Source organism: Kineosporia mesophila (genome assembly GCF_021129235.1).
GTDB lineage: Bacteria > Actinomycetota > Actinomycetes > Actinomycetales > Kineosporiaceae > Kineosporia > Kineosporia mesophila.
Window position 1 is genome coordinate 37315 of record NZ_JAJOMA010000012.1, and the last position, 25351, is coordinate 62665.

Here is a 25351-nt window from a genome sequence, read left to right on the forward strand (position 1 = left end):
GGACGGGTGAAGCTGGGGGACGGGCCGTAGGCTCGGCCCCTGCGGGCCGGATGGTGGCCGTGACTGTGCCACGGGCAGGATGCTGACGATTCGGGAGCGCTCTTGAGCACGAACATGCACGATGATCTGACTGACCTGATGGCCCCGCTCCGCCGGTACGTGGGAGCGCGTGTTCGGGTTGATGATCGGGAGGACATCGTTCAGGAGACCCTGACCCGGATGCTGAAAGCCCGGGCCCGGGTCGAGCCCGGTACGGAGATTGCGTACGCCCTGGTGGTGGCTCGTCACGTGATCATCGACCGGGCCGCACAGGAGTCCAGGGCCCGGGACAACCGGCCCCGGCTGATCGACCTGACCGCCCCACCGCTACCGGACGACATCTTGCTCGGGGTCGAGGAACGCTACGCCATTCGTGAGGCGCTGGAGCAGCTGCCCGATTCCCAGCGGGCGATGTTCCTCGCGCATGTGCTGAACGACGAACCGCTGACCAGCCTGGCGAACGATTCCGAGACGACCAGCGGGTCAATCGGGTCCTTGATGGCCCGGACCCGTGCTCGTCTGCGGGTGGATTACGTTCTGGCGCTGCGGGGAATCAGCGAATTGCCGTCCCCCCGCTGCCGGCCGGTTCTGCTGGCGCTCTCCGGCGCGGACACTCGACGGCAGCAGGCGCTACGCGCCGGGCATCATCTGCTGACCTGCCCGGTCTGCGATTCGATCGCCGAACCGCTGATGCGTCGCCGGAGCGCGCTGGCGGCATTCCTGCCCTGGCTGGGGCTGGGGCCGATCGTCGCGTGGTTGCGTCGTTCCCTGCGTACGGGCGCCGGGCAGGCCACAGCCGCCGCGACCGGGACAGCTCTGGCGGGCGTGGTGTTGGTCAGCGTCGTACATACGCTCGACAGCAGCCCTTCGGCATCAGCTGCGGCCACGGCCGGCGCCCCGGTAACGGCGCCGGTGTCCTCGCAGCCGGCAGACGGTGTTGCCGCGATCACGCGGCTGACCGACGACCGGTCCTTGTCCGCGGGAAACGTTCCTCTGGCGTCCCTGGCCGGTACACGGGTCCGCGGATCGTCGGTCACCGTGCTGGAGGTGGCCGCCAACGAGGGGTTCTGGGTCAAGAACCCAGGTGGCACGAAGGTCTGGGTCCAGCTGTCGGACTTCGGGACCGAGTCCGCGGTCAAGGTGCGCCGCGATGACACCGTCAATTTCGTCGCCACAGTGACAGCTCACGGGTCTGACTTCGCTGATCGAGTAGGGGTCAGCGCAGCTGAGGGCGCCGCCTTGCTCACCGCTGAGCACGCGCATCTGACGGTCCGGGAGCGGGACCTTCACCACTCCTGACTCGTCGCCGGCTGATCCACCTGGCCTGTCGTGGGTAATGGCGGCCGGGTCGGGACCGGGGTGCCCCCGGGGCGGTCACTCACACTCGGAACGTGCTCACCAGTGACTGCAATCGGGCCGCCAGCTGCTCGAGCTGCAGCGCGGCGTCCTGGGTGGCCTTGGCATCGGCGGTCGTTCGGGCCGCCACGGCCGAAACGCTTTCCACCGTGGTGTGAATCTCCTGGGCGCTGTGGGCCGCATCGGCGCTGCTGCGACTCATTTCCTGGGTGGTGGCGCTCTGTTGTTCGACAGCGCCCGCGATGCTGGCGCTCACTTCGTCGATCTGCTGGACCACGCCCTGGATCTGGCCGATCGAGCCGGCGGCGGATGCCGTGCTGGTGCGGATCGCGTCGACCCGGTTGGAGATCTCGTCGGTGGCCCGTGCTGTCTGCAGGGCCAGCTCCTTGACCTCGGTGGCGACCACGGCGAAGCCCTTACCGGCTTCTCCGGCCCGGGCCGCTTCGATCGTCGCGTTCAGGGCCAGCAGGTTGGTCTGCTCGGCGATCGCGGTGATCAGCTGAACCGCTACGCCCACCTCGGCCGCCGTCGACTCCAGGTCGGCGACCTCGTCCCGGGCGGTACCGGCCACGGCGACGGCCTCCGCCACCACCTGAGCGGCCCGGCCCGCGTTGCGGGCGATCTCCCCGATCGCGGCGTTCAGCTCGTCGCTGCCGTTGGCCAGGCCGTGTATGCCCTGGGTCACCTGTCCTGTAGCGGTCGAGGCCTGACCGGCCCGCGCGGCGGTCTCGTCCGCGGCCACGCGCAGCCGGTCGGCCAGCACGGTCAGTCCGCCGGCGGAGCTGGACAGCGAGCCGGAGGCGTCGTTGATGGACGACACGGCGGTGGCCACCTTGGAGCAGAACCGGTTGAACGCCGCGCCGAGCTGACCGGCTTCGTCGGGCCGGTCCTCGTCCAGCCGGGCGGTGAGATCGCCGTCCCCGTCGGCGATCTGGCTCATCCGGTCGCGGGCTCGTTCGAAGGGGCGCAACACCCACCGGCCGATCAGGAAGGTCACCGTGCCGGCGATCAGCAGGGTGACCAGAGCCATGATGATGATCATCGTTCGCAGCCGGTGCGCGTTCGCCAGTACCGAGGCCGCCGGAACGGTGACCACCAGCGTCCACCGATCCTGCGGGCCCAGCGTGAGCTGACTGGCGACCACCAGTTCGCTGTCTCCGTTGCGGGTGATCCACCGGGTGACGCCGGAACTGCTCGCGGTCCGGTCGACGATGTCGGCCAGCTGCGGGGAGTCCTCGCGCAGTGAGGAGGTGGCCTTGAATCCGGCACCGCTGGCCGCCACCGTCCCGGCCGTGCTGACCAGGGTCGCCCGGCCGGTTCCGTAGGGGGTGATGCCGGAGACCAGACGCTGTTGTTCGTCCAGGGCCACGTCGACGCCGGCCACCCCGACGCTCTTGCCGTCGATGATGATGGGGACGGCCACGGACGTCACCAGCATGTTCGTGCCCCCGATGTCGTACGAGTAGGGCTCGAGCACGAGCTCCTTGCCCGTGCTCAGCGGCTTGGTGTAGTAGTCGCCGCCCGCGCCGGTATCGGTGTATCCGGCAATCGCCCGGGATCCGTACCCGCCGTCTGCCGGGAAGTAATAGGTGAGGTACCGCCCGGTCTTGTCACTGTGCTTCGTGTTCACGTACGCGGCGTCCTGCCCGTCGAACGCGTTCGGTTCCCAGCCCGTCCAGGCTCCGTACAACCCCGAATGTGTCTTCAAGGTGGCGAAAATGGTCTTGTCCCCGACCAGTCGCCCGTTCGGTGCGGACCGGTCGGCCACTAGAGCGTTGGCCAGGTCCTTGGCGATCTGCAGACCGCCACTCAGCTGCTCGGCGGCGGCATCGGCACCGCGACCGGACAGTTGCTGCGCGTACAGCTCGGCATCGGACCGGGCCCGGCTCTGGACCTGCACCGTGACGACAGCCGTCAGGGCGCCCAGGGCTATCACCAGGGTGATGACAATTCCCAGGACCAGCCGGGCCTTGAGGGTGATGAACAGCCTGTGCATCGAACCGCCTCGGGTAAGGAACACCTGCTGCCTGTATCGGCCCGGGCGGGGTTCCGGTTGAGGCTCGGATGGCGTGCTCGGCGGCAAGATCGGGCTGACGGAAGATCAGGAGGGCGAGTCCCACCCCTGAGGGTGGTGTGCGGTGGGGGTGCCTCGTGCACGATGCAGCAGATGATCATTCGTCACCTTCCCCCAGGCCGGGTTCAGGGTCCCCAAGCATCGGTACGCCCGTGAGTGAGATTTCGGCGAGGCCGGTATCCGAGCCGGTGCCGGGCGGACCCCGCGATCGCACCGGTGTGAGAGACGACGGAGGTGCGCTGTCGTCACCGGGTGGTCTGAGCGATCCGGAGGACGACGGTCTGCGACAGGAAATATTGCACCTGAGAACGGCTTTGGAATCACGGGATGTGATTGGTCAGGCCAAGGGGGTGGTGCGGATGCTGACCGGCTGTGGCACATCGGCGGCGTTCGAGGTGCTGGCCGCGATCTCCCAGGACAGCAACCGTAAACTTCGCGACATAGCAGCGCTCATTGCCGACAGTGCCGCCGCCCGCACTCCGCTCCCCGCCGAGGTGAGCTCCAGCTGGAAGAGCCACACAGCCGCCGCTACGGCTGCGGCGGCCGGCGGGGGCGAATCACTCCCGGGCTGCTGAGTCCGTCGGACGGTTCACCACGGATGGCCCTGGCTGGGTGGTCGGTGGTGCTTCCTGAGGGTCCTGGGTGGTGATGTCGCTGACGTGGATGTGGCTGGTCTGGACATTGATGGCGGTGGCGGCGGGACCGAGGAGCTCCAGGAGGACGGTGGCGGCCTGGGCGCGGATGCGGTCGGCGGCGGGCAGGATGGCAGTGCCGTACTGAACGATGAGCTCGATCAGGACCCCGGTGAAGGTGTCCTGCCCGGCAATGTTGACGTGAATGCCGGCCACGGCGGTACCGGGTGTGTGTCCGTCGAGGGCGTCGTGCAGGTAGGCGACGATGACTTGCTCGCTGACGTGGACGGTGCCGCCGGGGGCGTGGGCCCGGACCGGGAGAGAGCGGCGGGTGGCGCGCAGTGCAGTGCTCAGGACGCGGGGGGCGACCTCCACCCAGCGCTGGTCGGCGTGCTCGGTCAGGGCCCGGCTGGCCAGGTCGATGAGGGTCTGAGTGTTCGCCGGTGAGCCAGAAGCGGCGTCGGCACGGCGTGGTTCCTGGGTGGGTTCGTGGGTGGTCATCGCCACGTCTCCATCCTGGTGGCCAGTGTGGTTCTGGCGCGGTGCAGCTGGCCGCGGATCACAGTGGGCGTGGTGTCGAGGATCTGGGCGATGTCCTCGTAGGACTGTCCTTCCATCTCCCGCAGGATCCAGCTGGCTCGCTGGCGCCACGGCAATTCTGTCAGAGCCGCCGAGAGAGCCTCCTGGAGTTGTCGCTGGTCCAGTTGCGCGGCGGGTGCGAGATGGGCCTTCTCCGGCCGGGGAATGAGCAGGGTGTCGTCGACGGGGACGGGCCGGCGTCGGCGGCGCTGGTTGAGGACCTCGTTCGCGGTCACCGTGAAGAGCCAGGTACGCAAGGCCGACCGGCCGTGGAAGGTCTCGATGTTCACCCAGACCTTGGTCCAGGTGGCCTGGAGGGCGTCCTCGGCGTCCTGGGTATTGCCCTCGAGCATGTTCAGGGCGTAGCGGAACATCGCGGGACCGTGCCGATGGAAGATCGTGGTGAAGGCCGAGCGGTCCCCGAGGACGGCACGGCGCACGAGCACCGCATCAGCGGCGGGCTCATCGGCGACCTCGGCGTTGCCTTCCGGTCGCGGGCCGCGACCCACATCTGTTTCCGGGGAATCGGGAGGCCCGGAAACAGCCGGCGATTCACACTCGGGCCGTGCCATGTCGTATCCGCTCCGTCGGTGTCCTGCTCGTGCGGTGGCCCCACCCACAGCCTGACCTGCTTTCCCGGGTCGGTCCGATCATGGATGATCGCCGCGCCGGGCGCCTTTCGGCAGCGACCCGAGGTGTGTCCACGGGTCGAACGGGCCATCCGGCAGTGTGACGGCTGTCACTATATATCGAGCGTGACGATTGGGATCGGACCGTGTCTAACAGGGTGCGTCGCTACGACGTGATGACCTGAGGCACCAGGTCATGCGACATCTACGAAGGAGCTGTTTCTCATGGCTGACATCGTCTCTTCCTCGGCATCGAGCCAGGTGACCGGCTCCTCGTCGGCACTGTCCACCTCCGCGCTGGCCAGCGAACAGGGCAAGACCTCCATCGCCGACACCGTGGTGGCCAAGATCGCGGGAATCGCCGCCCGTGAGGTGAGTGGCGTGCATGCCCTGGGCGGTGGCACCGCTCGCGCGGTCGGTGCGCTGCGCAGCCGTATCCCCGGAGGTAGCACCAACCACAGCCAGGGCGTCACCGTGGAGGTCGGCGAACGCCAGGCCGCGGTCGACGTGCAGCTGGTGGCCGAGTACGGCGTGTCGATCGCCGACCTGGCCGCCGGGATCCGCCGTAACGTCATCGGCTCGATCGAGGGGATGACCGGTCTGCAGGTCACCGAGGTCAACATCGAGGTCCAGGACGTCTACGTACCCTCCGAGGACAACGACAACGACCAGGACGACAGCGCTCCCCGCGTCCAGTGACGTCGGCCGGGGCACCGCGCCCTGCGCCTGTCCCTGTCGGCCGTCCCCCTGAGCCCACGGGCCGTAACGACCAGAGGGCGGCACCGGCCGGGCCGGCGGACGCAAGGGTCGGCGATCAGGGGGTCGCCGGGCGGGTGCCGGACATCAGCGAGGTCATCGCCACGGCGGTGCTGGCGGTACCGGGAGTGGCCGATCTGCACAGTGGCAGCTTCGGGCAGGTGGCCAGCTATCTGCCCGGGCGGTCCGTCACCGGTGTGCGGGTTCGTCCGGACGTCACCGACATTCATGTGGTGCTGTTCTGGGGTGTCCCCGTCCTGGAGGCTGCCGAGCGGGTCCGCACGGCGGTCGTACCGCTGATCGAGGGGGTGAGCGCCCGGATCGACGTCACCGTCGAGGATGTCATCGGCCGGGAACCGGGCGGCCCGGGCACCAGCATCGCGCTCCCGGCAGATCCGGGAACACGACCAGCGACACCGTGAATGCTGCGGCCTTCGACCCCGGGGACCCGCAGGCGGTACCGCGGCGTGAGCAATGGCGACGCGAGCAGCGACAGATCGCCCGGTTGCATCATCCCGACGTGGGCGGTGACCCGAAGCGGTTCCTTCGTCTGATGCGGGAGCTGGACCAGCGCCATGGCATCACCGCCGCCGGGTCACCGGGAACGGCGGGGCCGGACGCCCCGGTCCTGGTCGTGACGAGAACGGGTACGGCCGCTCTGTGGCGCCGGCTGCGCCGGTACGAGCGGGTCGTGCGGTCCCGTCTTCCCCGGCGGGTGCCGGGCTCGCGACGTCACATCGACCTGTAGGCCTCGTCCCTGGGCTTGAAAACTCTCTCTTTCATTCTGTTTTTGTTCTGGAGGACATGACATGGCTACCTCGACCATCGGTCTGATCGCCGGATTGCTGCTAGGTATTGCCGCGGCGGCCGGGGGTTTCTGGGGTTTCCTCATCGCCCTGGTGCTAGGGGTCGTCGGCTACGCCGTGGGTGGCCACTACGACGGTGAGGTCGACCTGAGCCAGTTGCTGGGCGGGCGCCGACGTGGATGACATCGGCACCGACACCCCGAACGCCACGCATCGGCCACCGGCCAACGGTGGTATCGACGCGATCGCCGAGCGGCAGATGCAGGAGCTGGATCGGCGCGCTCGCCGGGATCCGGCCCAGCGCGGTGATCTGAGCATCGCTGACCGGGTGGTGGAGCAGGTGGCGGTCCTGGCCACCCGCCAGGTGCCCGGTGTGGCGGTCACCGGCTCCGGTCTGGAACGGGCGGTGGGGCGTCAGTTCCCCCGGGCCCAGGCCCACGTCGCCGGCAGGCGCGCGCGGCTGGTGATCCAGGTCGCGGTGATCTGGCCGGCGGCCCTGCCCGAGGTCACGGCCGCGGTCCGCGACAGCGTCCACGAACGCGTCAGCACGCTGGTCGGCATGCATGTCGACGCCGTCGACGTGAGCGTCGTCAAGATTGTGCACACTCAGACACATCAGGACCGGAGGGTCTCATGAGCGCCCCCGCACCCGAGCAGCCCGCCGGGTCCGGTGTCCCGGTCGTCCCGTCCTCGGGTCCGCCGGTGCGCTGGCCGGACCAGCAGGCGCCGGTGATGCCCCAGGCCAAGACCCCGATCGGGGCGGGCCGGATCACGGTGGTGGGTATCGCGCTGGCTGCGCTGACCGGCGCCCTGGGGGTGATCGGCGTTCACGACGGGCTGGCTTCCGGCGGCATCATCGACGGCCGCTCGTGGATCGACTCCGGCATCGATACGTTCGACGGTCTCAAGCCCTCATGGTGGGCCGTGCCTGTGGGTGTGGCCATGGTGCTGGCCGGGCTGTGGCTGCTGACGGTCGCCGTGCTCCGGCGCCCTCGTACCGCCGTGGCCCTGACGTCCCGGACCGGCGTGTTCCTGCGCCCGGCCGATGTCAGGAAACTGGCGGCCCGGGCCGCCGACGACGTCGACGGAGTCACCAGCGCCCAGGTGAGCAGCTCGCGCCGCGCCGCGAAGGTCACCGTGGTCGTGACCGGCGACGACGGGCGGATCGGCCAGGACGTTCAGGACGCCGTCGCCGAGCGTCTGGCCGCCCTGCAGTCCCCGCCCCGCCTGACCGTCAAGACCCGGACTGGAGTGGCACCGTGAGCCGCCTGACCATCACCGTCGACCGCTGCGTAGCGTTCCTGCTGGCCCTGATCCTGATCTTCGGGGGCATCGTCACCACCGTGTGGGGTGTGGACCGGGTCGATCCGTTCACCGGGGCCCTCGACCTCGGTCCGGTCGCGGAGGCCACGGACAAGTCGTGGTGGCCCTGGGCCGTCGGCGGTACGGGAGCCGTTCTGCTTCTCCTGGCCCTGCGCTGGCTGTTCTCCCACCTGCCGCGCCGCGGCATCGGGCCGCTGAAACTGGCCGGGACCGGGCGGGCGGGCCGCTTGCTGGCCGACGGGAACTCGGTGGCCCAAGCCGCCGCTGTGGCCCTGAAGGGGGTTCCCGGGGTGCGGTCCGCGCACGGGCGGGTTCTGCGCGAGCGGGGCCAGACCGTTGCCCGGCTGGATGCCAGCATCGACGCTGATGCCGACCTGGCCGGTATCGCCGAAGGCGCCGACATCGTCAGCTCGCAACTGCGCCATGTCCTGGGCCGCGACGACCTGGTCTGCCAGGTCCAGCTGCGCCTGGCCGCCCGGGACCAGACCCGTGCCCGCGTCCACTGACAGATCTGTGCCAGGCCCCTCGAATCCTGTTCAACTCGCCGCCCCCGGAACCGGCGGGCCGACTCATGAAGGACCAGCCGGATGAGCAATTGGGTGACGAGCGGTGCTGCACTCGAACCCCCGCAGGTGCTCCATGAGCCCAGCCGGGAGCAGCTTCTCGAGGAGATCGAGGATCTGCGCGCGGCGCTGGAGACCCGAGACATCATTGGTCAGGCGAAGGGCATCATCCGGTTGCTGGCCGCCACCGACGACGACCGGGCCTTCACCCTGCTGTGCCAGATCTCCCAGGACACCAATCGGCCCGTGCGCGAACTGGCTGTTGTGATCGCCGAACGGGCCGGCATCGGCCAGCTCCTGCCTGCCGATGTCATGACAAGCTGGCAACGCCGCACCGACTCCACCACGCAGACCTCCGCAGCATCTCCTCCGCTGTGAGGGTTGGCCACCAAGTTGTTCGATCCAAAGCTTTTCCGGTTCATCCACGAGCGGTCCAGTCCACTTTTCCTTCCACACCGGCAAGGGCGTGTCAGCGTATGAGCATTCAAGATCAGCCCGAGCAGAACCGTCGGCAACGTCACGAGCTGCACAATGCGTCCGTCGACGAGTCCGCTGCGGCCGCTGGAGCCTGCGCACAGGTTCATCTACCGACCGGCCGCATCTGCGTCCGCGGACACGGGCACGACGGGTCCTGCGACTTCACCTCACCGGACCAGGCGCCCAGCAACCATTCCCGCAACTGAACCACCATCACGAGATCTGGCCGGTGGACGGGTCCACCGGCCAGATCTTTTTGGACGGTTCATCGGAAGCCGTCAACCGGGACGAGGTCGTGATCACTTCTCACGGGCGCAGCCGATGATGCGTGACGGTACTGGGCGGGATCTGACGGAACGTGCGAGGCCGGCTGGTTCCTTGCTCAGGACGACGACATCCTGTTCCCGGGTGGCCCCGGCTCCCGCCTACGCGGTGTCCGGCGGGAACGGCAAGGAAATCACCGTGAAGATCACTCGGCTGGAAGGTGCTCCGGCCCTGCAGAAGGCGTTGCGCGAGCACGGCATTGCCGCGGACATCACGTATCTGCCGCCCGGCCGGGCCTGTGGACCTGGACGGTACTCCGAGGTCGACACCCCCGGCCTGTCACTCAAGACCAGTGCGGACGACCTTGAGGTGACCATCCCGGTCGGCGCAGTGGGGGAAGGAGACACGTTCGTCCTCTCGGCCGCCGTGACTCCTCTTCCGAACGGTGTTCAGGCCAACGTCCACTTCGGTGTCGCCCAGGGCGCGGTGGCCCCATGTACCGTCATCGACGCGCCCTGAGCTGGTCGACGGCACCAGCGGCCGCGCCAAGATCGCAGGCAGGTGCGGAGGAGCTGCTGGAACTGCGGGCAGGCCCCACCGGAGAAGGGTGGGGCCTGCCGGTTCCTGCGCCTCGGGTCAGGCCTTGCTCTGCATGCTGGAACGAGCGGGGTTGCCCTGTTCGTCCTTCTTGGGGTCCTTCTCGTCCTGCTTCGCCCTGACACCGGCCTCGATCTTGGCGCCCAGATCCGCGTCCACCTGACGCCAATAAGCAAAAGCCCTGGTCAAGATCGGCTCGCTGACCCCGTTCAGCAGATGGCCCACAATGTTGGTGACCAGTCGATCCCGGGCCGCGTCGTCCAGCACCTCGCGCACCAGCGTGCGCGCCTGCCCGAAGTCGTCGTCCTCGGCATGCAAAGTGGCTGCCGACCGCACCATTTCACCGTCGGAGGACCAGGTACCGCCGTCGTCGGTCCGCGACGGGTCGGCCGCCGGGCCGCCGTAGGAGTTGGGTGCGTACACCGGGTCGGCGACGTTCTTCATCCGCATCGCCCCGTCCTTGGAGTATGCGTGTGTCTCCACCTTGGCCGCATTGACGGGTATCTGCTTGTAATTCACGCCCAGTCGCGCCCGGTGAGCGTCCGCGTAGCTGAATCCCCTGGCCAGGAGCATCTTGTCAGGAGAGAGGCCGGTGCCGGGAACGACATTGTTGGGCTCGAAGGCTGCCTGCTCAATCTCGGTGTGGTAGTCGGTGATGTTGCGGTCGAGTGTCAGCCGCCCGACCTCCTGGAGCGGGTAGTCGCCGTGCGGCCAGACCTTGGTCAGGTCGAACGGGTTGAAGCGATAGGTCTTCGCGTCCTCGAACGGCATCACCTGCACCTTCAGCGTCCAGGACGGGAACTGGCTGTCGCGGATGTGCTCGTAGAGGTCACGCTGGTGGTAATCGGTGTCCACGGCGGCCATCTGGTCGGCCTCGTCCTGGGTGAAGGTCTCGATACCCTGATCCGTGATGAAGTGATATTTCACCCAGTACCGTTCACCGGCGGCATTGATCCACAGGTAGGTGTGGCTGCCGTACCCGTTCATGTGCCGCCACGTGCGCGGGATCCCGCGGTCACCCATCAGCCAGGTGACCTGGTGCGCGGACTCCGGTGACAGGGACCAGAAGTCCCACTGCATGTCGTGGTCGCGCAAGTTGTTGTCCTGGCGTCGCTTCTGCGAGCGGATGAAGTGCTGGAACTTCATCGGGTCGCGGATGAAGAACACCGGTGTGTTGTTGCCGACCAGATCCAGGTTGCCGTCGCGGGTGTAGAACTTCACCGCGAAGCCGCGCGGATCACGCCAGGTGTCGGGTGAACCACGCTCGCCGGCAACGGTGGAGAAGCGGATCAGGACGTCGGTCTTCTCACCGGGGGAGAAGACCGCGGCCCTGGTCCACCGGCTGACGTCGGCCGTCACCTGGAACGAGCCAAATGCACCGCCGCCCTTGGCGTGCGGCTGACGCTCGGGGATGCGCTCGCGATTGAAGTTCGCCATCTGCTCGATCAGGTAGTGATCCTGCAGGAGCAGCGGCCCGTCCGGTCCGACGGTCAGAGAGTGTTCGTCACTGGCCACCGGGATCCCGGCGTCAGTGGTCGTCACGGGGCGTTCTGTGCTGGACATGCCCGAAACCTCCATTAATCTTGAACCATTCAAGAATGCCTGAGTCCAGCTAGCTCGCCACCGCAGGTGGACAGGTCTTGACGTGATGTCTTTTACGTCCCTGTTGATGCCCCGACCGCCGGCGGTGACCGTGGCTACGACAGGAACCCCGGCTGCCGCAACATCGGCACTCGGCACGACACCCTGCGGCCGTACCGCCAACTCCGGCCTGACCGGTCGCGCGGGGGCGCGGCGGCGGGTCGCGGGCTTGGCCGAGCCCTCAGGGGCGCTGGCCACAGGTCGGTCAACTGTGTTTCCAGCCGGTGCATCTCAGGATCCCGGCCTAGGCGGGATGCCGGGTGAGGTTGCCGGACAAAGGACGCGTCGCTCCCCAGAGGACCGCACCGGCCACCAGGGCGGCCAGGACGAGAGCCGGCATGTCACGCCGGTGGATCCAGAGTGTGGGCAGCCCGGCGTAGGGAATGCGGATCACGCCCACACCCCGCACTCGCTCGCGAGCCACCGGCGGGTCGGCGACCCGACCGGCGTCCCCCCTCGTCACCAGGTCCCCGTCGTCCTCGGTCCGGACCAGGCGGTGCGTCACCGACCCGGACCCGGAAGACGACGCCACCACGAGGATCTGGCCGGGCCGCAGGTCCCGCCCGGGTGATCGGCTCAGCACCACGTCTCCCGCGCGCAGAGACGGCTCCATGCTCGTGCCGGTCACCACGTGGACGCCGTGCCCGGTCAGGACCAGTGCGCACACCGTGAGAACGGTCAGTACGATCACGGCGAGCGCGGTCCGGGCCAGCTGGACCAGGGCCGGCCGCAGCCACGGGGGTACGGTCATGAGTTCGTCGCGGCCCAGGTGAAGGTGACCGCGGCAGTTTTTCCCTGCGCCGTGTTGTCGTCGGCCAGCGTGTAGGTGAACCGGTAGGTGCGGGTGCGGGCGGTGACGTTACCGGCGTCCGGGGACCAGCTGCCCAGGCCGTTGGCCGCGCCGTCGTGCGTGGCGATGGACGACAGTGTCTCGTCGCCGGCCAGCGTGGTCTCGGCGCTGAAACCGCTGCAGTCCGAGAAGGAGCCGCTGGTTCCTTGCACCACGGTGAGTTTCAGGGTCGAGGCCAGGCCGCTGCCGGACAGGTCGCCGGGGGCCACGTACATCTTGACGTCCGCCGGCAGGGATCCGGTGTAGCTCACCCGGATGCATCGGCTGCCGGTCCGGCCGGGGTAGAGATTGTCCACGGTGAACAGGGCGCTGCCGGTGTCGTCGTCGGTGAGGGTCACGACGGCTGAGCGGAATGCGTTCGGCCCGTTGCCGGTCGAGCCGGAGAACGCCGCGCCGGTGCTGTTCACGGTCAGCCCGAACACGATCACCGCGCCGATGGCGACCGCACTCAGGACGGACCAGATCCGCAGGGTGCGGGGTGGGATACGCATCGCGGTCAGGAGTTCAGGTCGGTGACGTAGGTCCCGAACGGCGCCGTGGTGACCAGCGAGGTGACGACCCCCGATACCTGGGTGGGCGACGTGCGGTCGGTGAGGTCGCCGAGCCCCAGCTGCCCGATGCTGTTGAGGCCCCAGCACCAGAGCGTGTTGTCGGTCCGGGTGGCGCAGGTGTGGGCGACGCCGGTGCTCACGCCGGTCCAGGCGGTGCCGGTGCCGACCTGGACCGGGCTGAGGCGTTCGGTGGTGTCTGCCTGGCCGAGCTGGCCGTTGGCTCCGGCGCCCCAGCACCAGAGGCTGCGGTCGTTCTTCACGGCGCAGGCGTGCCAGCGTCCGGTGGCGACGGTGTTCCAGTCCGAGGCCGTGCCGACCCGCACCGGGGAGGTCTGCGGCGTGGCCGACTTGGTGCCCTGGCCCAGCTGTCCGCTGTCGTTCGTCCCCCAGCACCACAGCGTGCCGTCGGTGCGCACCGCGCAACCGAAGGCCTGACGCGCGTCCACCTGTTTCCAGGTACTGAGCGAACCGACCTGGGTGGGTGACGTCTGCGACGTGGTGCTGCCCAGGCCGAGCTGCCCGGACGAGTTCAGGCCCCAGCACCAGAGCGTGCCCGTGGACCGGACGGCGCAGGTGGTCTGCAGGCCGGAGGTGACGTCGCTCCAGCTGGTGGCCGAGCCGACCTGAGTGGCTGAAGAACGCTGGGTGGTGTCGCCGAGACCGAGCTCGCCCTGGCCGTTCTCGCCCCAGCACCAGAGCGTTCCGTCGTCCCGGACTCCGCACACGTGCTTCTGGCCGATGCTCACCGACGACCAGGTGGCCGTCGAGGAGGAGGGGACGACGGTGAGGCTCGTGCGTGCGGTGGTGTCACCCTGCCCGAGCTGGCCCAGGGAGTTGTCGTCCTTGCACCACAGCTGCCCGGTGTTGCGCACCGCGCACAGGTTGCTGCGGCCCGGCCCCAGCCGCTGCCAGCGCGTGCCGGTCACGAGTTTCACCGGTGCGGTGGACCACTGGCCGAGCTGATCGTCGAAACTGTAGCCCCAGCACCAGATCGTGGTGTCGGACCGGAGGCCGCAGGTGTGTTTGACCCCGGTGCTGACGGCTGTCCAGTCGGCCCCGGTGCCGACCTGGGTGGGCACGGGCCGGTCGGTGACGTCACCGGTCCCGAGGACACCGTTGGCGCCCAGTCCCCAGCAGAAGAGCTGTTTGGTGGTCTTCAGGGCGCAGCCGTGGTTCTCGTTGATGTCGACGTCGGACCAGTTGGTGTCGGTCCCGACACGCACCGGAACATTCTGGTCGGCGGTGTTGGAACCCTGCGCGAGCCGCCCTCCGGCGCCCCGGCCCATGCACCACAGCTGTCCGGAGCGGATGCCGCAGGTGTAGTCGAAACCGGCCCGGATCCGCGTCCAGTCCGCGTCGGTGCCGACCCGGACCGGGTCGGCGTTCGTGCCCACGGAGCCCCGGCCCTGCTGCCCGTTGCTGTTGCTGCCCCAGCACCACAGCGAGTTGTCGGTCTTGCGGGCGCAGCCGTGGAAGTAGTGGATGTCGACGTCGGCCCAGTCGGTGGCGGTGCCGACCTGGAGCGGAGCGGTGTTGCTCTCGCTGAAGCCGCCCTGGGCGTTCTGGCCGTAGATGTTGCGGCCCCAGCACCACATCGTGCCGGTGGTCCGGAGCCCGCACAGGGCCCAGTCGCTCTGCGAGACCATCTTCCAGTCGGTCGCCGTGCCCACCTGGGTCGGTACCGCCCGGGCGGTCGTGTCGCCCAGGCCCAGCTGCCCGTACTCGTTGCGGCCCCAGCACCACAACGTGCCCGCGGTCTGGACGCCGCAGGTCAGGCCTCGTCCCGCGGCGATGTACGTCCAGGTCTGGGTGCCGACCCGGAACGGCGCGTAGGGCACGTCGCCGGTGGTTCCGTTGCCCAGTTCGCTGCGGATCGGGGATCCCCAGCACCACAGTTCGCCACCCGACCGCAGACCGCAGGTGTGCGCGTCCCCACTGGAGATCTGCGTCCACCCGGTGAGCGTGCCGACCTGCACCGGTGACAGCGCGGGGGTGCTGTCGTACCCCCAGCGGTACAGGCTGCCGATGGCGAGGTTGGCCCGGGCCGTGAACTGCGAGCCGGGATTGCCGGTGGTGCCGGTGAAGCTGGTCTCGGTGACCGGTAACAGCGCCGCGACGACACCGATGAGAAACACGACGGGAGCCACCGCCCAGGCCTCAAGCGCCTTCCGTCTGCCCATCGAAACCCGCCCCGCCTGCTCGATCCAGCACCGCTACAGGCGTATCGGCCGATCGGGGTGCGGCCTGAACCGGAACGGGTCAGGGCCTTCTCGTCCCCGGGGTCAGACCTCCGGTCCGGGGAGCCGGGGCACTCGCCCGTCCTGAGTCATTCATCCAGGCGGGAAAGGATGCTGGCTGTTTAGGTGAGCGTGGCCGTCCCGTCGCTGATGTTCACCTCACCGTTGTTCCAGGCCATGGTCACGTCCGAGCTTTCGCCGCACCTGTCGTGAGCCGACGACCTGGGCCGGCAGTTCCTCGTGGGCGTGGCCGAGGCTCCCGAGGGGTCGACCGCGCTGGAGATTGCCGCCTCGGCACTGCGCCGTGCAAGCAGTTTCTTCCCGAAGGAGCGGCGGGAGTTCTCGATCCGGCGGGCCGCCGTGGTCACGGCTAATCCCGCGCTGCACGAACGGGAACTGCTGAAGATGGCCGGCCTGGCCGTGTCCCTGACGGCGGCGATTCACGATCGCGGCATCCCCCACGCCACCGCCCGGCTGGCCGCCGAGTCCTGCCTGACGGTGCTCGGCGTGAGTTTCGAACGCTGGATCCAGGAGGGCGAGACCGCCGCGTTCCACGACCTGGCCATCGCCATCCTGGCCGAGCTGGTCGCGGCACTCACCCCGCCGTCGTCCTCTGACCGGCGTCCCCGACAGGCCGATTGAGGACGACGCCTGCGCGCCGACAGGGCGAGGACGAGGACGCCTGTCGGCGGAGCCCGTAGGAGCTTCTGGATCGCCCCGGCCCCGATGACCACGCTCGTTCAGGCCCGGTAGAAGGCCGGCGAGGAGGAATCCGCTGGGACGGGCTGGTGGCCTTCAGCCCGGGACCCTCTGGCGGCGCCCACTCTGCGCGGCCCGGGTCACCGCCGCGATGAGTGTGGAGTTATGCGTGGCGAGCGCGAAGTCCGGCACCGTCCGGGAACCTGTCCTGAGATCCTGGGCGATCCGGGTGTACACCTCGGCGACGTTCAGGGCGGGCCCGCCTCCCGGAACGACGGGCGCGTCGGGTTCCGCGAACCCGACGCTGGCGGTGAGGGTCAGGTCGCCGCCCTGCACGCCGTACAGGGAGCCACCGCGCAGGCGCAGCCATCCCTGCGTGCCCCGGACCACGAAGTCGAACTCGGCCTCTTCGGGTGCTACGCCCCCGATGACCGAGGCGTTGAACACCGTGCCGTCCCCGACGCCGCCGAGAATGTCGGCGTGGTCGGGTACTTCGCGCTTCGCCGTGCTCCGAGTGTCCAGGACCTGAACCGTCGGGAAGAGGATGGGGGTCCGGGCCTCGACCTCGGACACCTCACCCAGGAGAGCCTCCAGCAGGTCCAGGGTGTGCCCGGCGGTGATCGTCAGGAGATTGGCTCCGGCGGCGGCCTCGTCGAAGTACCGGTAGGACGAAAGGGTGGCGGGCCCCATGCCACTCGTCGTGGAGACGATCCTGGCGGTCAGGGGACGCCCGATGGCCCCGTCGGCGATCATCTGCGCGGCCCGGCGCACCGACGGGTTGAGCCGGCCCTGGAGCCCGATCACGGTCAGCGCCCCCTCACCGGCGGCCTGCAGGGACTGGACCTCGGCCAGATCGACCCCGAGCGGGGCCTCGCAGTAGACCGTCTTACCCGCCTTCAGGGCCGCCTCGACCAGTGAACGGTGCGCCGGCACCCGCACGGCGACCGTGACGATGTCGATGTCGTCGTCCTCGATCAGCGCCGGGGGATCGGCGTACCAGCGGCGGGCCCCGAACGCTTCGGCGGCCGCTCGCGCGCTGTCCTCGTGCCGGGTGGCGACCGCGGCCAGCTCGACGTCGGCCAGTGCGTTGATCGCGGGTACGTGGGACAGCTGCGCCCAGCTGGCCTTGGTGTCGGCCCCGATGATCCCGACCCGGAATGCGCGGTTCATGTCGTCCTCCAGCGGTGGTGGTCCCTCCAGGCAACCCCGGCCCGCTCCGGCCGGCCAGGCCCGGTCGAACCTGGGCACCCGGTGACCAGGTTCGATCGGGTTCGACGGTGGTCGTTGCCGGCCGGTAGATCCTGGTCGCCACCCACGTTCCTCGGCCCGCGAGCGTTTCGCGCGCGTCGTGGTGGATGCGGACGGCCCGATCGGCGCACGGATGGTTGCCGGCGCGCCACGACCCGGAATGGCGCCGACCGGGCGTCAACGGGTTTTTGGTCCCTCGTGAATCTGGCGCAACTCCAAGGCCACTGCAGGAGGTAGCGGTTCGTCGATGCCGACGTGAAAAGCCTGCAGGAAATAGGCGGCCAGCCGCCGGGACGCTTCCACGGAGCCTTCCTGGGTGGCGGCGACGAGGCCGCTGTTGGCCAGGAGAGCCATGGTGACGTCGGCCGGGTCGAAATCTGGCCGTAGCTGCCCGGTTTCCTGGGCGCGCCGGACCAGGTGAGCGACACCGTCTTCGGCATAGGTGCGACTGCGCTCGTAATCGACAGCCTCGGGGAACTGGGCAAGGAACGCGGTGGTGAAACCTCGATCGGTGGCCTGCATGACGAAGACCTCCTCGATCACACGACAGAACCCACGCCAGGGATCGGGGTCGTTCAGCGCGCTTTCCAGCACCTCCACACAGTGCGCCATCTGCTCGCTGAAAGCCTCGGTGACGAGCGCGGCCCGCGAGGGGAAATGACGGTAGAGCGTGGCCGTGCCCACCCCGGCACGGTTGGCGATGGCCGTGACCGGGACGTCGATCCCCCGGGCCGAGAAGGCTGCGCGAGCGGCCTGGAGGATGCGCTCACGATTGCGGCGCGCATCCGTTCGCAGAGCGGCAGCCGGGATCGTCCCGACGTGTTCGTCGGCGGGCTCAGCCGGCCGGCCGGCCGAGGGCTGGCGGTCAGCATTTTTGTGAGACGACCGAGGAGCCATGTCTCCCAGTTTAGCTCAAGTGGGCGGTGCCGCCCACTTCTCGGGCTACGGTGAATGCGCTTGAGGGGCAGTCAGTGTCGACAGCGCCCGGCCGCACTCCCACCATCCTTTCCTGATTCACCAAGCTCTGCGAGGGTTCTGTGACCACTCAACGCCATTCGCTGGCAGAAGCCCCGGCCGGCTCCGGGAACGCGCCCGACACCCGGCAATTGCGTCTGATCCTGATCGCGGTCTCGGTCGCACTCATGGCGGTGATTGCCTCGGTCTCCGGCCTGAATGTGGCGCAGAACGAGCTGTCCGTCGCCTTCGGGGCCTCGCAGAGCGGCGTGCTGTGGATCATCAACATCTACACACTGGCCCTGGCTTCCCTGCTCCTGCCTCTGGGTGCCATCGGCGACCGCTGGGGACGCCGGACGATGCTGCTGGCGGGGCTGGTCGTGTTCGGCATCGCGAGCGCTGCCGGTGCGGTCGCCCCGAGCGCCGAGTTGATGCTCGCGGCAAGGCTTATGGCAGGAGTCGGGGCCGCAATGGTCATGCCCGTCACGCTGGCGATCATCACGTCCACGTTCCCGGAGGAGCAGCGGGGCAGGGCCATCGGGGTGTGGACCGGTGTCGGTGGTAGCGGCGGGGTGGTGGGCCTGTTCCTGTCCGCATTCCTGGTGGATGCGGCCGACTGGCGCTGGCTCTTCGTCCTTCCCGTGGTGCTGGCCGCGGTGTCGATGGTCATGACGCTGAAAGTCATTCCCAACTCTGTCGAGCAATCCGAGCACGGCTTCGACGTCGTCGGTGCTCTGAGCTCCGTCGTAGCCGTGGCCGGGCTCATCTTCGCTTTGCAGGAGGGCCCCGAACGCGGCTGGAGCGACGTGACGACGCTGGTCGGTTCGGCGGTCGGCGTCCTGAGCGCGGCGCTCTTCGTGGTCTGGCAGCTGCGTCGCCGAGATGCCGCCCTGCTGGACGTGCGGCTGTTCCGCGAGCGCGGTCTCAGTGCCGGGTCGATCACGCTGGTGACCGCCTTCGGGGTTCAGGCGGGCATCATGGTGGCTCTTCTGCCGTTCCTGCAGGCCGTCCTGGGCTGGTCCGCGCTGGTTTCCTCGCTGGGCATGCTTCCCATGGCCGTGATGCTGGTCGTGGCAGCGGGCCTGGCCCCTGGCCTCGGCGTCCGGATCGGTACGCGGGGGGCCCTGACCATCGGAATCGCGGTGATGACAACGGGGTTGGTGCTCTTGGCCCTACGCGTGTCGGCCGACGGCGGCTACCTGGCGGTCTTGCCGGGTCTGCTCGCCCTGGGATTCGGCTCGGGTCTGGTGATGACCCCGTCGACCGAGGCCATCACCGGGGCCTTGCCGCCGGAGAAGCAGGGTGTCGCCTCCGCCCTGAACGATGTCACCCGCGAGTTCGGCACCGCCCTGGGAGTCGCGTTGCTAGGAGCCCTCCTGTCTTCCGGCTACCGCAAGGCCATGGCCGGCCAAGCCCTCAACCTCCCGCCCGACATCGCGCAGACCGCTGGGGACGGCATCGCCAACGCTCTGGCCGTTGCGAACGGGGCCGGCGCATCGACGCAGGAGCTGGTCCTGGCAGCTCAGCAGTCCTTCGTCGAGGGATGGCAACAGGCCATGTGGGTGGGCGCCGCCATCACCGGTGTCCTGCTCTTGGCCGTGGCCATTCTGGGGCCCCGGGCATCAGCTGACCCCGACCACGAACCAGTGCCCTCGTCCCTCCCGGGGTGACACCGACTCCGCCTGAGGTGACGTCGTGCATGGCGGCTGCCGACCCTCACCGAGAGCAAGGGCCGGCCGGCCTACCGCGGGTCGCACCGACGAGCGGGGTTCGCGTCACCCGTTCTCCCGGGGTCCGACGACCCGGTTACGGCCGAGGGCCTTGGCGCTGAGCAGGCGGTGGTCGGCCAGCGCCAGGAGCTCGATGCTGGTGTCCGCCTCGGTGCCCAGGGCCACGCCGAAGCTCGCGGTCACCTTCAGCCCGGGAGACAGCGCCTGCCACCCGTGGTTCTGCACGGCGGCTCGCACCCGCTCGGCCGTGGCCAGCGCCCCGTCGAGCGGGATGCCCGGCATGACCAGGGCGAATTCCTCGCCGCCGAAGCGGGTGGGGGTATCGGTGTCGCGGCAGTTGGCGCGCAGTATGTTGCCCAGTTCCCGCAGGACGGCATCTCCCACCAGATGGGTGTGAGCGTCGTTGACCCATTTGAAGTGGTCGACATCGAGCAGGATCAGGGAGCACGAGCGCAGGTCGGAGGCCAGCAGCTGGTCCAGGCGGCGGCGGTTGGGCAGACCGGTCAGCGGATCTTCGAGGGCCTGGCGGCGCAGGTCCTCGGAGTGACGGTTGAGATCATCGTTCGTGCGCTGCAGATCGGAGGCCTGCATCCGCAGCATCGCGGCCTGGGCCTGCGCCTGGACGGTCTCCAGCCGTACCGCGGCCACGCTCGCGGCGCGCTGGGCCTGTTCGGAGATCTGCTCGGTGACCAGGACGAACAGGCGCTTATGGGCGTCCAGGGCACCGCGCAGGTCACCCAGTTCCTCCAGGGCCATCGCCAGCGATCGGGAGGCGGAGATCTCGTACTGCCGGGTCGGCGCCTCGGCGACCCCCAGCGCCATCAGCTCGGCCGCTTCGCGAAAACGTCCCAGCCCGATGAGGATGGCCCCCCGGGCCTCCCGGTGGTGCGCGATCATTTTCCCGGTGTCGAGGGCGGGGTCGACCGTCCAGCTGTCGAGCAGGTGCAGTCCTTCCTCAGGCCGGCCGATCTCCGACAGCATCTCGGCGAGGTTGCCGAGACTGGTGTTCTCGGTCAGCCGGTTGCCTGACTTCCGGGACGTCAGCATGGCCGTCCTGGACAGCGAGACGCTCTGTTCGCCCCAGGCCTGGGCCTGCTCGGTATCGCCCCGGTCGATCGCGTCGGAAGACATCGCGGCGTAGACGTAGGCGAGGGTGGCCAGGGCGACGCATTCGTCCGCCGGGTTGCCCAGCAATTGCGCTGCCTTGCAGTAGTTGTCACCGAACTCCAGGGCGGTGTCCCATTGCCGCAGGGCCGCGTAGATGTTGGTCATGGCCCGCAGGGCCGACACGCTGGCGGCCAGGTCGCCGCTCGCCTCGGCGGCCCTGGTCGCGGCCAGGCCTTCTTCCAGAGCCGCAGCCATGTCGCCGATGTCCAGGAAGATCCGGGCCGCCACCTCGTGGGCCTGGACGGCCGAGGCCAGGTCGTCCACCTCCTCGCACAGGGTGATCGCCCTCAGCGCCTGGGTCAGGGCGTCGGCCATCTCGTTGCGCAGATGCAGGACCCGGGCCACCAGCGCGACGGCGCGCGCTCGCATCAGCTGATCGCCCACGGCCTCGGCCAGGGTCTCGGCCTGCCGGGCCCGGGCCTGGGCGCCGTCCAGGTCGGAGGCGAGCATGGCTGAGCGCGCCGCGACCAGCAGCGTGGCCGGTGTCGATCTCTTCGGTACAAGGGGTGACAGGGGCACAGTCCCGACGGCCTCCGATCAGGGATCGGGAGTGTATCGACAGCTCGCCCGGGAAACTTGAACCCGAGTGAGTCGTCTCCACAGCGCAGGGGGTTGGCGCCTGCAGTGGTGCAATTGGTGCGGCCACCCATGATGAGCTCCATGACCGCCCTCTCCCTGGCCGAGGCGCTGGAAGCGCTGCGCCCCCGCATCGGTGGCCTCCGGCTGGACCTGCCCGTGCCCGGCGCCGACCGCGCCCGCCAGGCGCAGACCGAGCTCGTGGGTCAGGTGGACGACTACCTCCTACCGCGCCTGCGCCAGCTGGACGCCCCGCTCCTGGCCGTGGTCGGGGGATCCACCGGGGCCGGAAAGTCCACCCTGGTCAACACGCTGATCGGCGACAACGTCACCAAGGCGGGTTGGCTGCGCCCGACCACCCGCGGGCCGGTCCTGGTGTGCAGCCCGCACGACCTGCGCTGGTTCAGCGAAGACCGGATCCTGCCCGAGCTGGCCCGCACCAGCGGCGACGGCAGCCAGGGCGGCGGACGCAGCCTGCACGTGGTGCCTCACGCCGGCGTCCCGGCCGGCCTGGCCCTGCTGGACGCCCCCGACATCGACTCGGTCGTCGCCGAGAACCGCCAGCTGGCCGGCCAGCTCCTGGCCGCCGCCGACCTGTGGATCTTCTGCACCACCGCCGCCCGGTACGCCGACGCCGTCCCCTGGGAGTTACTGCACACCGCGCAACAGCGCAGCACCGCGCTCGCGGTGGTGATCAACCGGGTGCCCCCGGAGGGCCTGCGGGAGATCAGCTCCCACCTGGCGGCCATGCTCGACCAGAACGGCCTGGCCCGGGCCACCCTGTTCGCCATCCCGGAAACCGGGCTGCACGGCGCCGACGACCGGCTGCCGGAAGAGATCGTCGCACCCCTGCGAGCCTGGCTGGATCGTCTCGCCGGCGACGCCGACGCCCGGTCCGAGGTCATCCGCACCACCCTGGACGGCGCTTTGCAGAGCATGCGCGCGCGAGTCTCGTCGCTGGCCCGGGAGGTCGACGAGCAACTGGCCGCGGCGGCGTTGCTGCGCGATGCGGCCGAGGACCTCTATGCCGATGCGGTGCGCGAGTTCGACGACGGCATCCGCAGCGGCAGCGTCCTGCGGGGTGAGGTCCTCAGCCGCTGGCAGGAGTTCGTCGGGACCGGGCAGCTGACCCGCGACCTGGAACAGCGCGTGGGGCGGCTGCGCGACCGGGTCACCGCTTTCCTGACCGGTCGCCAGGCACCGACCACGCCGGTGCAGGAGGCCCTGGAGAGCAGCGTGCAGACGCTGCTGCGGTCGGCCGCCGAGCGCGCCGCCGAACGCACCGTCGATGCCTGGCGCGACGGCCCGGCCGGGCGGGCCCTGCTGACCGATCACGCCCAGACCCTCGGTCACACCTCCGGCGAGTTCGAAGCCGCCCTGGAGCACGAGATCCGGGCGTGGCAGGGCCGCGTCCTGGAACTGGTGGCAGCCGAGGGCGGGCAGAAACGCTCCATGGCCCGGCTGGCCTCCTTCGGCACCAACGGCGCCGGACTGGTGCTCATGCTGGCCGTGTTCGCGCAGACCGGGGGACTGAGCGGGATCGAGGTCCTGGTGGCCGGTGGCACCTCGGCGGCCGGTCAGAAGGTGCTCGAGGCCGTGTTCGGTGACAGCGCCGTGCGCACGCTCGCCGCCCGGGCCCGCGCCGACCTTCTGGAGCGGGTCGAGGTCTTGCTGGCGAGCGAACAGCAGCGATTTGTGGACGTGGTGGACGCCGCCGCACCCGACCTGGACTCTGCGCTCGGGTTGCGTACAGAGCTGGAGACCTTCGAGAGGGCCCGCCGATCCATGCGGTCGCTGACGCGCCCGGGCGCGGCCGAGACCGTCGAGCCCGGCCCGGCACCGGTCGCGGCCACCCTTCCCCTGAGCACCCGGGGAAGGAACTGATGCTGCTCACCGGGCGGCGCACCGGAATTGCCGAGCAGCTCGAGGCTTTGGACGAGGTGCTGACGCTCTCGCGCGAGCGCCTCGATCCGGACATGATGGCCGGCGCGGAGCAGATCGCGGCCAAGGCCGGTGACCGGCTGCGGTTCGGTGAGGCCCACACGGTGGTGGCGCTGGCCGGGGCGACCGGCAGCGGCAAGTCGTCGCTGTTCAACACGCTGGTGGGTGAACCTCTTTCGCAGGTCGGGATGCGCCGCCCGACCACCGCGGCGGCCCACGCGGCGGTCTGGGGCCAGGACGACGCGACGTCGTTGCTGGACTGGCTGGAGGTGCCCCGCCGTCATCTGCTGGGCGCCGGAACCGACGCCGAGCTCGAGGGCCTGATTCTGCTGGACCTTCCCGACGTCGATTCGGTCGAGCGCAGCAACCGGCTGGAGGCCGAACGGCTGGTCGAGCGCGTGGACCTCCTGGTCTGGGTCCTCGATCCGCAGAAATACGCCGATGCCGCCCTGCACGAACGGTATCTGGCCCCGCTGGCCGCGCACGCAGATGTCATGCTCGTCGTCCTCAATCAGATCGATCGTCTCCCACCGGAGGCCGGCGCCGGGTGCGTGGACGACCTGACCGCCCTTCTGGCATCCGAGGGCCTGGCCGCCGCGCCGGTGCTGTCCGCCTCGGCCCGCACGGGTGAGGGCATCCAGGCGTTGCGAGCGGTCCTGGCCCGGAACGTGGCGGCCAAACAGGCCGCCGTGCGCCGTCTCGCCGCGGACCTCTCGGCGATGGCCGAACGTCTGGACGACGTCTGCGCCGGTGTGACGAATCAGGTCGTCACGACCGCCGACCGCACGTCGTTGACCGACGCCCTGAGTGCGGCAGCCGGCGTGGACGTGGTGAGCGAGGCCGTGGCCGGGGCCTACCGGTTGCGCGCCCGCCGGGCCACCGGCTGGCCGGTGAGCGCCTGGACCTCGCGTCTGCGCCTGGATCCGGCCCGTCGCCTGGGGCTGCGTGACGAACCTTCTGATCTGGTGCGTACGTCGTTGCCCGGACCCTCGGCGCTGCAGCGCGCTCACGTGGACAACGCGTTGCGCCGGATCAGCGATCGCGCGTCGTCGGGGTTGCCGCAGCCGTGGCCGCAGGCCATTCGCCGGGCCGCCACCAGTTCCCAGAACGAGATGCCGGACCTGCTCGATCGAGCCGTGGCCGGCACCGACCTCGGCCTGGGCCGGCGTCCGCACTGGTGGCGGGCGGCTGGAACGGTGCAATGGCTCTTCCTGGCCGCCGCGGTGGCCGGGCTTGTCTGGCTGGGGGTGCTGTTCGTCGTGGCCTGGCTACAGCTGCCGCAGCCTCCGCTGCCGCACTGGGGTCGGCTCCCCGTGCCGACCCTGCTGCTGGTGCTCGGGCTGGTGAGTGGATTCGTCCTGGCTCAGATCTGCGGGATGTTCGCCCGCACCGGAGCCCGGCGACGGGCCGGGCAGGCACGCCGCCGGCTCAACAGCCGGATCAGTCAGCTCGCTGCCGACACGGTGATCGCGCCGGTCGAGCGTGAACTGTCCACGCACGTGCTGATCCGCTCGGCGTTGGCACGGATGCGTGGCTGACGCCCCACCTTCTCGTATCTCCGCCAGGCCCTGGTGCCGGCGCCCGACCGAGGAGGACGGTCCATCGTCTCGTGACGCAGAAACCGGGACCGGATAAAAACTTCCGGTCCCGGTCCGGTCAGCA

Annotated in this window: 25 protein-coding genes; 15 read left to right on the forward strand and 10 right to left on the reverse strand. The window is 69.5% G+C overall.

What is annotated here, in order from left to right:
* Positions 1–102: 102 nt before the first annotated feature.
* A complete protein-coding gene (locus LR393_RS17905) occupies positions 103–1338 on the forward strand; it encodes a sigma-70 family RNA polymerase sigma factor (RefSeq protein ID WP_231485090.1) in 1236 nt (411 codons plus the stop codon).
* Positions 1339–1417: 79 nt separating this feature from the next.
* On the opposite strand, the gene LR393_RS17910 is transcribed toward LR393_RS17905, so the two are convergent.
* Entirely contained in the window at positions 1418–3391 is a 1974-nt protein-coding gene (locus tag LR393_RS17910; protein ID WP_231485091.1) for a methyl-accepting chemotaxis protein, read from the reverse strand.
* A gap of 296 nt (positions 3392–3687) precedes the next feature.
* On the opposite strand from LR393_RS17910, the gene LR393_RS17915 reads away from it, so the two are divergent.
* Entirely contained in the window at positions 3688–4044 is a 357-nt protein-coding gene (locus LR393_RS17915; RefSeq protein ID WP_231485092.1) for an ANTAR domain-containing protein, read from the forward strand.
* On the opposite strand, the gene LR393_RS17920 is transcribed toward LR393_RS17915, so the two are convergent.
* Both LR393_RS17920 and LR393_RS17925 read right to left on the reverse strand, forming a co-directional pair.
* Positions 4027–4602 (reverse strand): hypothetical protein, encoded by a 576-nt coding sequence (locus tag LR393_RS17920; RefSeq protein ID WP_231485093.1) that lies wholly within the window; start codon positions 4600–4602, stop codon positions 4027–4029. The two genes, LR393_RS17915 and LR393_RS17920, sit on opposite strands and share 18 nt — an antisense overlap.
* Entirely contained in the window at positions 4599–5189 is a 591-nt protein-coding gene (locus LR393_RS17925) for an RNA polymerase sigma factor (RefSeq protein ID WP_231485094.1), read from the reverse strand. Before LR393_RS17925 ends, LR393_RS17920 begins: the two co-directional genes overlap by 4 nt.
* A gap of 345 nt (positions 5190–5534) precedes the next feature.
* Between LR393_RS17925 and LR393_RS17930 the strand changes: the two genes are divergently transcribed.
* The 9 genes from LR393_RS17930 (at position 5535) to LR393_RS17970 (ending at position 10017) form a co-directional block, all read left to right on the forward strand.
* Positions 5535–6008 (forward strand): Asp23/Gls24 family envelope stress response protein, encoded by a 474-nt coding sequence (locus LR393_RS17930; RefSeq protein WP_231485095.1) that lies wholly within the window; start codon positions 5535–5537, stop codon positions 6006–6008.
* 134 nt (positions 6009–6142) lie between these two features.
* On the forward strand, positions 6143–6487 hold the full coding sequence (locus tag LR393_RS17935; protein ID WP_231485096.1) for an Asp23/Gls24 family envelope stress response protein: 345 nt from the start codon (positions 6143–6145) through the stop codon (positions 6485–6487).
* Positions 6484–6813: a hypothetical protein gene (locus LR393_RS17940; protein WP_231485097.1), complete on the forward strand. Its 330-nt coding sequence runs from the start codon at positions 6484–6486 to the stop codon at positions 6811–6813. Before LR393_RS17935 ends, LR393_RS17940 begins: the two co-directional genes overlap by 4 nt.
* Positions 6814–6874: 61 nt before the next feature.
* Complete coding sequence (locus tag LR393_RS17945) at positions 6875–7054, forward strand: DUF2273 domain-containing protein (protein WP_231485098.1); 180 nt, start codon at positions 6875–6877, stop codon at positions 7052–7054.
* Positions 7047–7508: an Asp23/Gls24 family envelope stress response protein gene (locus tag LR393_RS17950; protein ID WP_231485099.1), complete on the forward strand. Its 462-nt coding sequence runs from the start codon at positions 7047–7049 to the stop codon at positions 7506–7508. Before LR393_RS17945 ends, LR393_RS17950 begins: the two co-directional genes overlap by 8 nt.
* Entirely contained in the window at positions 7505–8134 is a 630-nt protein-coding gene (locus LR393_RS17955; RefSeq protein WP_231485100.1) for a DUF6286 domain-containing protein, read from the forward strand. The genes LR393_RS17950 and LR393_RS17955 overlap by 4 nt, the downstream gene beginning before the upstream one ends.
* Entirely contained in the window at positions 8131–8700 is a 570-nt protein-coding gene (locus LR393_RS17960) for a hypothetical protein (RefSeq protein WP_231485101.1), read from the forward strand. The genes LR393_RS17955 and LR393_RS17960 overlap by 4 nt, the downstream gene beginning before the upstream one ends.
* A gap of 81 nt (positions 8701–8781) precedes the next feature.
* Positions 8782–9135 (forward strand): ANTAR domain-containing protein, encoded by a 354-nt coding sequence (locus LR393_RS17965; protein ID WP_231485102.1) that lies wholly within the window; start codon positions 8782–8784, stop codon positions 9133–9135.
* A 507-nt stretch (positions 9136–9642) separates the two neighbouring features.
* Positions 9643–10017 carry a hypothetical protein gene (locus LR393_RS17970; protein WP_231485103.1) on the forward strand — a complete coding sequence of 125 codons (375 nt, stop codon included), beginning with the start codon at positions 9643–9645 and terminating at the stop codon, positions 10015–10017.
* A gap of 117 nt (positions 10018–10134) precedes the next feature.
* Here LR393_RS17970 and LR393_RS17975 read toward each other — a convergent pair whose 3' ends face one another.
* From LR393_RS17975 to LR393_RS17990, 4 genes are all read right to left on the reverse strand, one after another.
* Positions 10135–11658, reverse strand: a complete 1524-nt coding sequence (locus LR393_RS17975) for a catalase (protein WP_231485104.1) — start codon at positions 11656–11658, stop codon at positions 10135–10137.
* Between the two features lie 322 nt (positions 11659–11980).
* On the reverse strand, positions 11981–12487 hold the full coding sequence (locus LR393_RS17980) for a signal peptidase I (RefSeq protein ID WP_231485105.1): 507 nt from the start codon (positions 12485–12487) through the stop codon (positions 11981–11983).
* On the reverse strand, positions 12484–13077 hold the full coding sequence (locus tag LR393_RS17985) for a hypothetical protein (RefSeq protein ID WP_231485106.1): 594 nt from the start codon (positions 13075–13077) through the stop codon (positions 12484–12486). The genes LR393_RS17980 and LR393_RS17985 overlap by 4 nt, the downstream gene beginning before the upstream one ends.
* A 5-nt stretch (positions 13078–13082) precedes the next feature.
* On the reverse strand, positions 13083–15317 hold the full coding sequence (locus tag LR393_RS17990; RefSeq protein ID WP_231485107.1) for an RCC1 domain-containing protein: 2235 nt from the start codon (positions 15315–15317) through the stop codon (positions 13083–13085).
* 303 nt (positions 15318–15620) lie between these two features.
* Between LR393_RS17990 and LR393_RS17995 the strand changes: the two genes are divergently transcribed.
* The gene (locus tag LR393_RS17995) at positions 15621–16016 is read left to right on the forward strand and encodes a hypothetical protein (RefSeq protein WP_231485108.1); all 396 of its coding nucleotides are present in this window, start codon (positions 15621–15623) and stop codon (positions 16014–16016) included.
* Between the two features lie 153 nt (positions 16017–16169).
* Here the strand turns inward: LR393_RS17995 and LR393_RS18000 are convergent, their stop codons facing one another.
* Entirely contained in the window at positions 16170–17243 is a 1074-nt protein-coding gene (locus LR393_RS18000) for a Gfo/Idh/MocA family protein (RefSeq protein ID WP_231485109.1), read from the reverse strand.
* 255 nt (positions 17244–17498) lie between these two features.
* On the reverse strand, positions 17499–18218 hold the full coding sequence (locus tag LR393_RS18005) for a TetR/AcrR family transcriptional regulator (RefSeq protein ID WP_269327450.1): 720 nt from the start codon (positions 18216–18218) through the stop codon (positions 17499–17501).
* A gap of 140 nt (positions 18219–18358) precedes the next feature.
* Here LR393_RS18005 and LR393_RS18010 point away from each other — a divergent pair, with 140 nt between their 5' ends.
* The gene (locus tag LR393_RS18010) at positions 18359–19945 is read left to right on the forward strand and encodes a DHA2 family efflux MFS transporter permease subunit (RefSeq protein WP_231485110.1); all 1587 of its coding nucleotides are present in this window, start codon (positions 18359–18361) and stop codon (positions 19943–19945) included.
* A 105-nt stretch (positions 19946–20050) separates the two neighbouring features.
* On the opposite strand, the gene LR393_RS18015 is transcribed toward LR393_RS18010, so the two are convergent.
* Positions 20051–21691, reverse strand: a complete 1641-nt coding sequence (locus LR393_RS18015; RefSeq protein WP_231485111.1) for a GGDEF domain-containing protein — start codon at positions 21689–21691, stop codon at positions 20051–20053.
* 141 nt (positions 21692–21832) lie between these two features.
* On the opposite strand from LR393_RS18015, the gene LR393_RS18020 reads away from it, so the two are divergent.
* Positions 21833–23632 (forward strand): ABC transporter, encoded by a 1800-nt coding sequence (locus LR393_RS18020; RefSeq protein ID WP_231485112.1) that lies wholly within the window; start codon positions 21833–21835, stop codon positions 23630–23632.
* Complete coding sequence (locus LR393_RS35475; protein ID WP_269327451.1) at positions 23632–25227, forward strand: GTPase; 1596 nt, start codon at positions 23632–23634, stop codon at positions 25225–25227. Before LR393_RS18020 ends, LR393_RS35475 begins: the two co-directional genes overlap by 1 nt.
* The last annotated feature ends 124 nt before the right edge of the window (positions 25228–25351 follow it).

Excerpts from the sequence above, each read along its gene's own strand:
- LR393_RS17910 (WP_231485091.1), bottom strand. The coding sequence starts at position 3,391 with ATGCACAGGCTGTTCATCACCCTCAAGGCCCGGCTGGTCCTGGGAATT.
- LR393_RS17920 (WP_231485093.1), bottom strand. The coding sequence starts at position 4,602 with ATGACCACCCACGAACCCACCCAGGAACCACGCCGTGCCGACGCCGCT.
- LR393_RS17930 (WP_231485095.1), top strand. The coding sequence starts at position 5,535 with ATGGCTGACATCGTCTCTTCCTCGGCATCGAGCCAGGTGACCGGCTCC.
- LR393_RS17945 (WP_231485098.1), top strand. The coding sequence starts at position 6,875 with ATGGCTACCTCGACCATCGGTCTGATCGCCGGATTGCTGCTAGGTATT.
- LR393_RS17955 (WP_231485100.1), top strand. The coding sequence starts at position 7,505 with ATGAGCGCCCCCGCACCCGAGCAGCCCGCCGGGTCCGGTGTCCCGGTC.
- LR393_RS17965 (WP_231485102.1), top strand. The coding sequence starts at position 8,782 with ATGAGCAATTGGGTGACGAGCGGTGCTGCACTCGAACCCCCGCAGGTG.
- LR393_RS17975 (WP_231485104.1), bottom strand. The coding sequence starts at position 11,658 with ATGTCCAGCACAGAACGCCCCGTGACGACCACTGACGCCGGGATCCCG.
- LR393_RS17980 (WP_231485105.1), bottom strand. The coding sequence starts at position 12,487 with ATGACCGTACCCCCGTGGCTGCGGCCGGCCCTGGTCCAGCTGGCCCGG.
- LR393_RS17985 (WP_231485106.1), bottom strand. The coding sequence starts at position 13,077 with ATGCGTATCCCACCCCGCACCCTGCGGATCTGGTCCGTCCTGAGTGCG.
- LR393_RS17990 (WP_231485107.1), bottom strand. The coding sequence starts at position 15,317 with ATGGGCAGACGGAAGGCGCTTGAGGCCTGGGCGGTGGCTCCCGTCGTG.
- LR393_RS18000 (WP_231485109.1), bottom strand. The coding sequence starts at position 17,243 with ATGAACCGCGCATTCCGGGTCGGGATCATCGGGGCCGACACCAAGGCC.
- LR393_RS18005 (WP_269327450.1), bottom strand. The coding sequence starts at position 18,218 with ATGGCTCCTCGGTCGTCTCACAAAAATGCTGACCGCCAGCCCTCGGCC.
- LR393_RS18020 (WP_231485112.1), top strand. The coding sequence starts at position 21,833 with ATGACCGCCCTCTCCCTGGCCGAGGCGCTGGAAGCGCTGCGCCCCCGC.
- LR393_RS35475 (WP_269327451.1), top strand. The coding sequence starts at position 23,632 with ATGCTGCTCACCGGGCGGCGCACCGGAATTGCCGAGCAGCTCGAGGCT.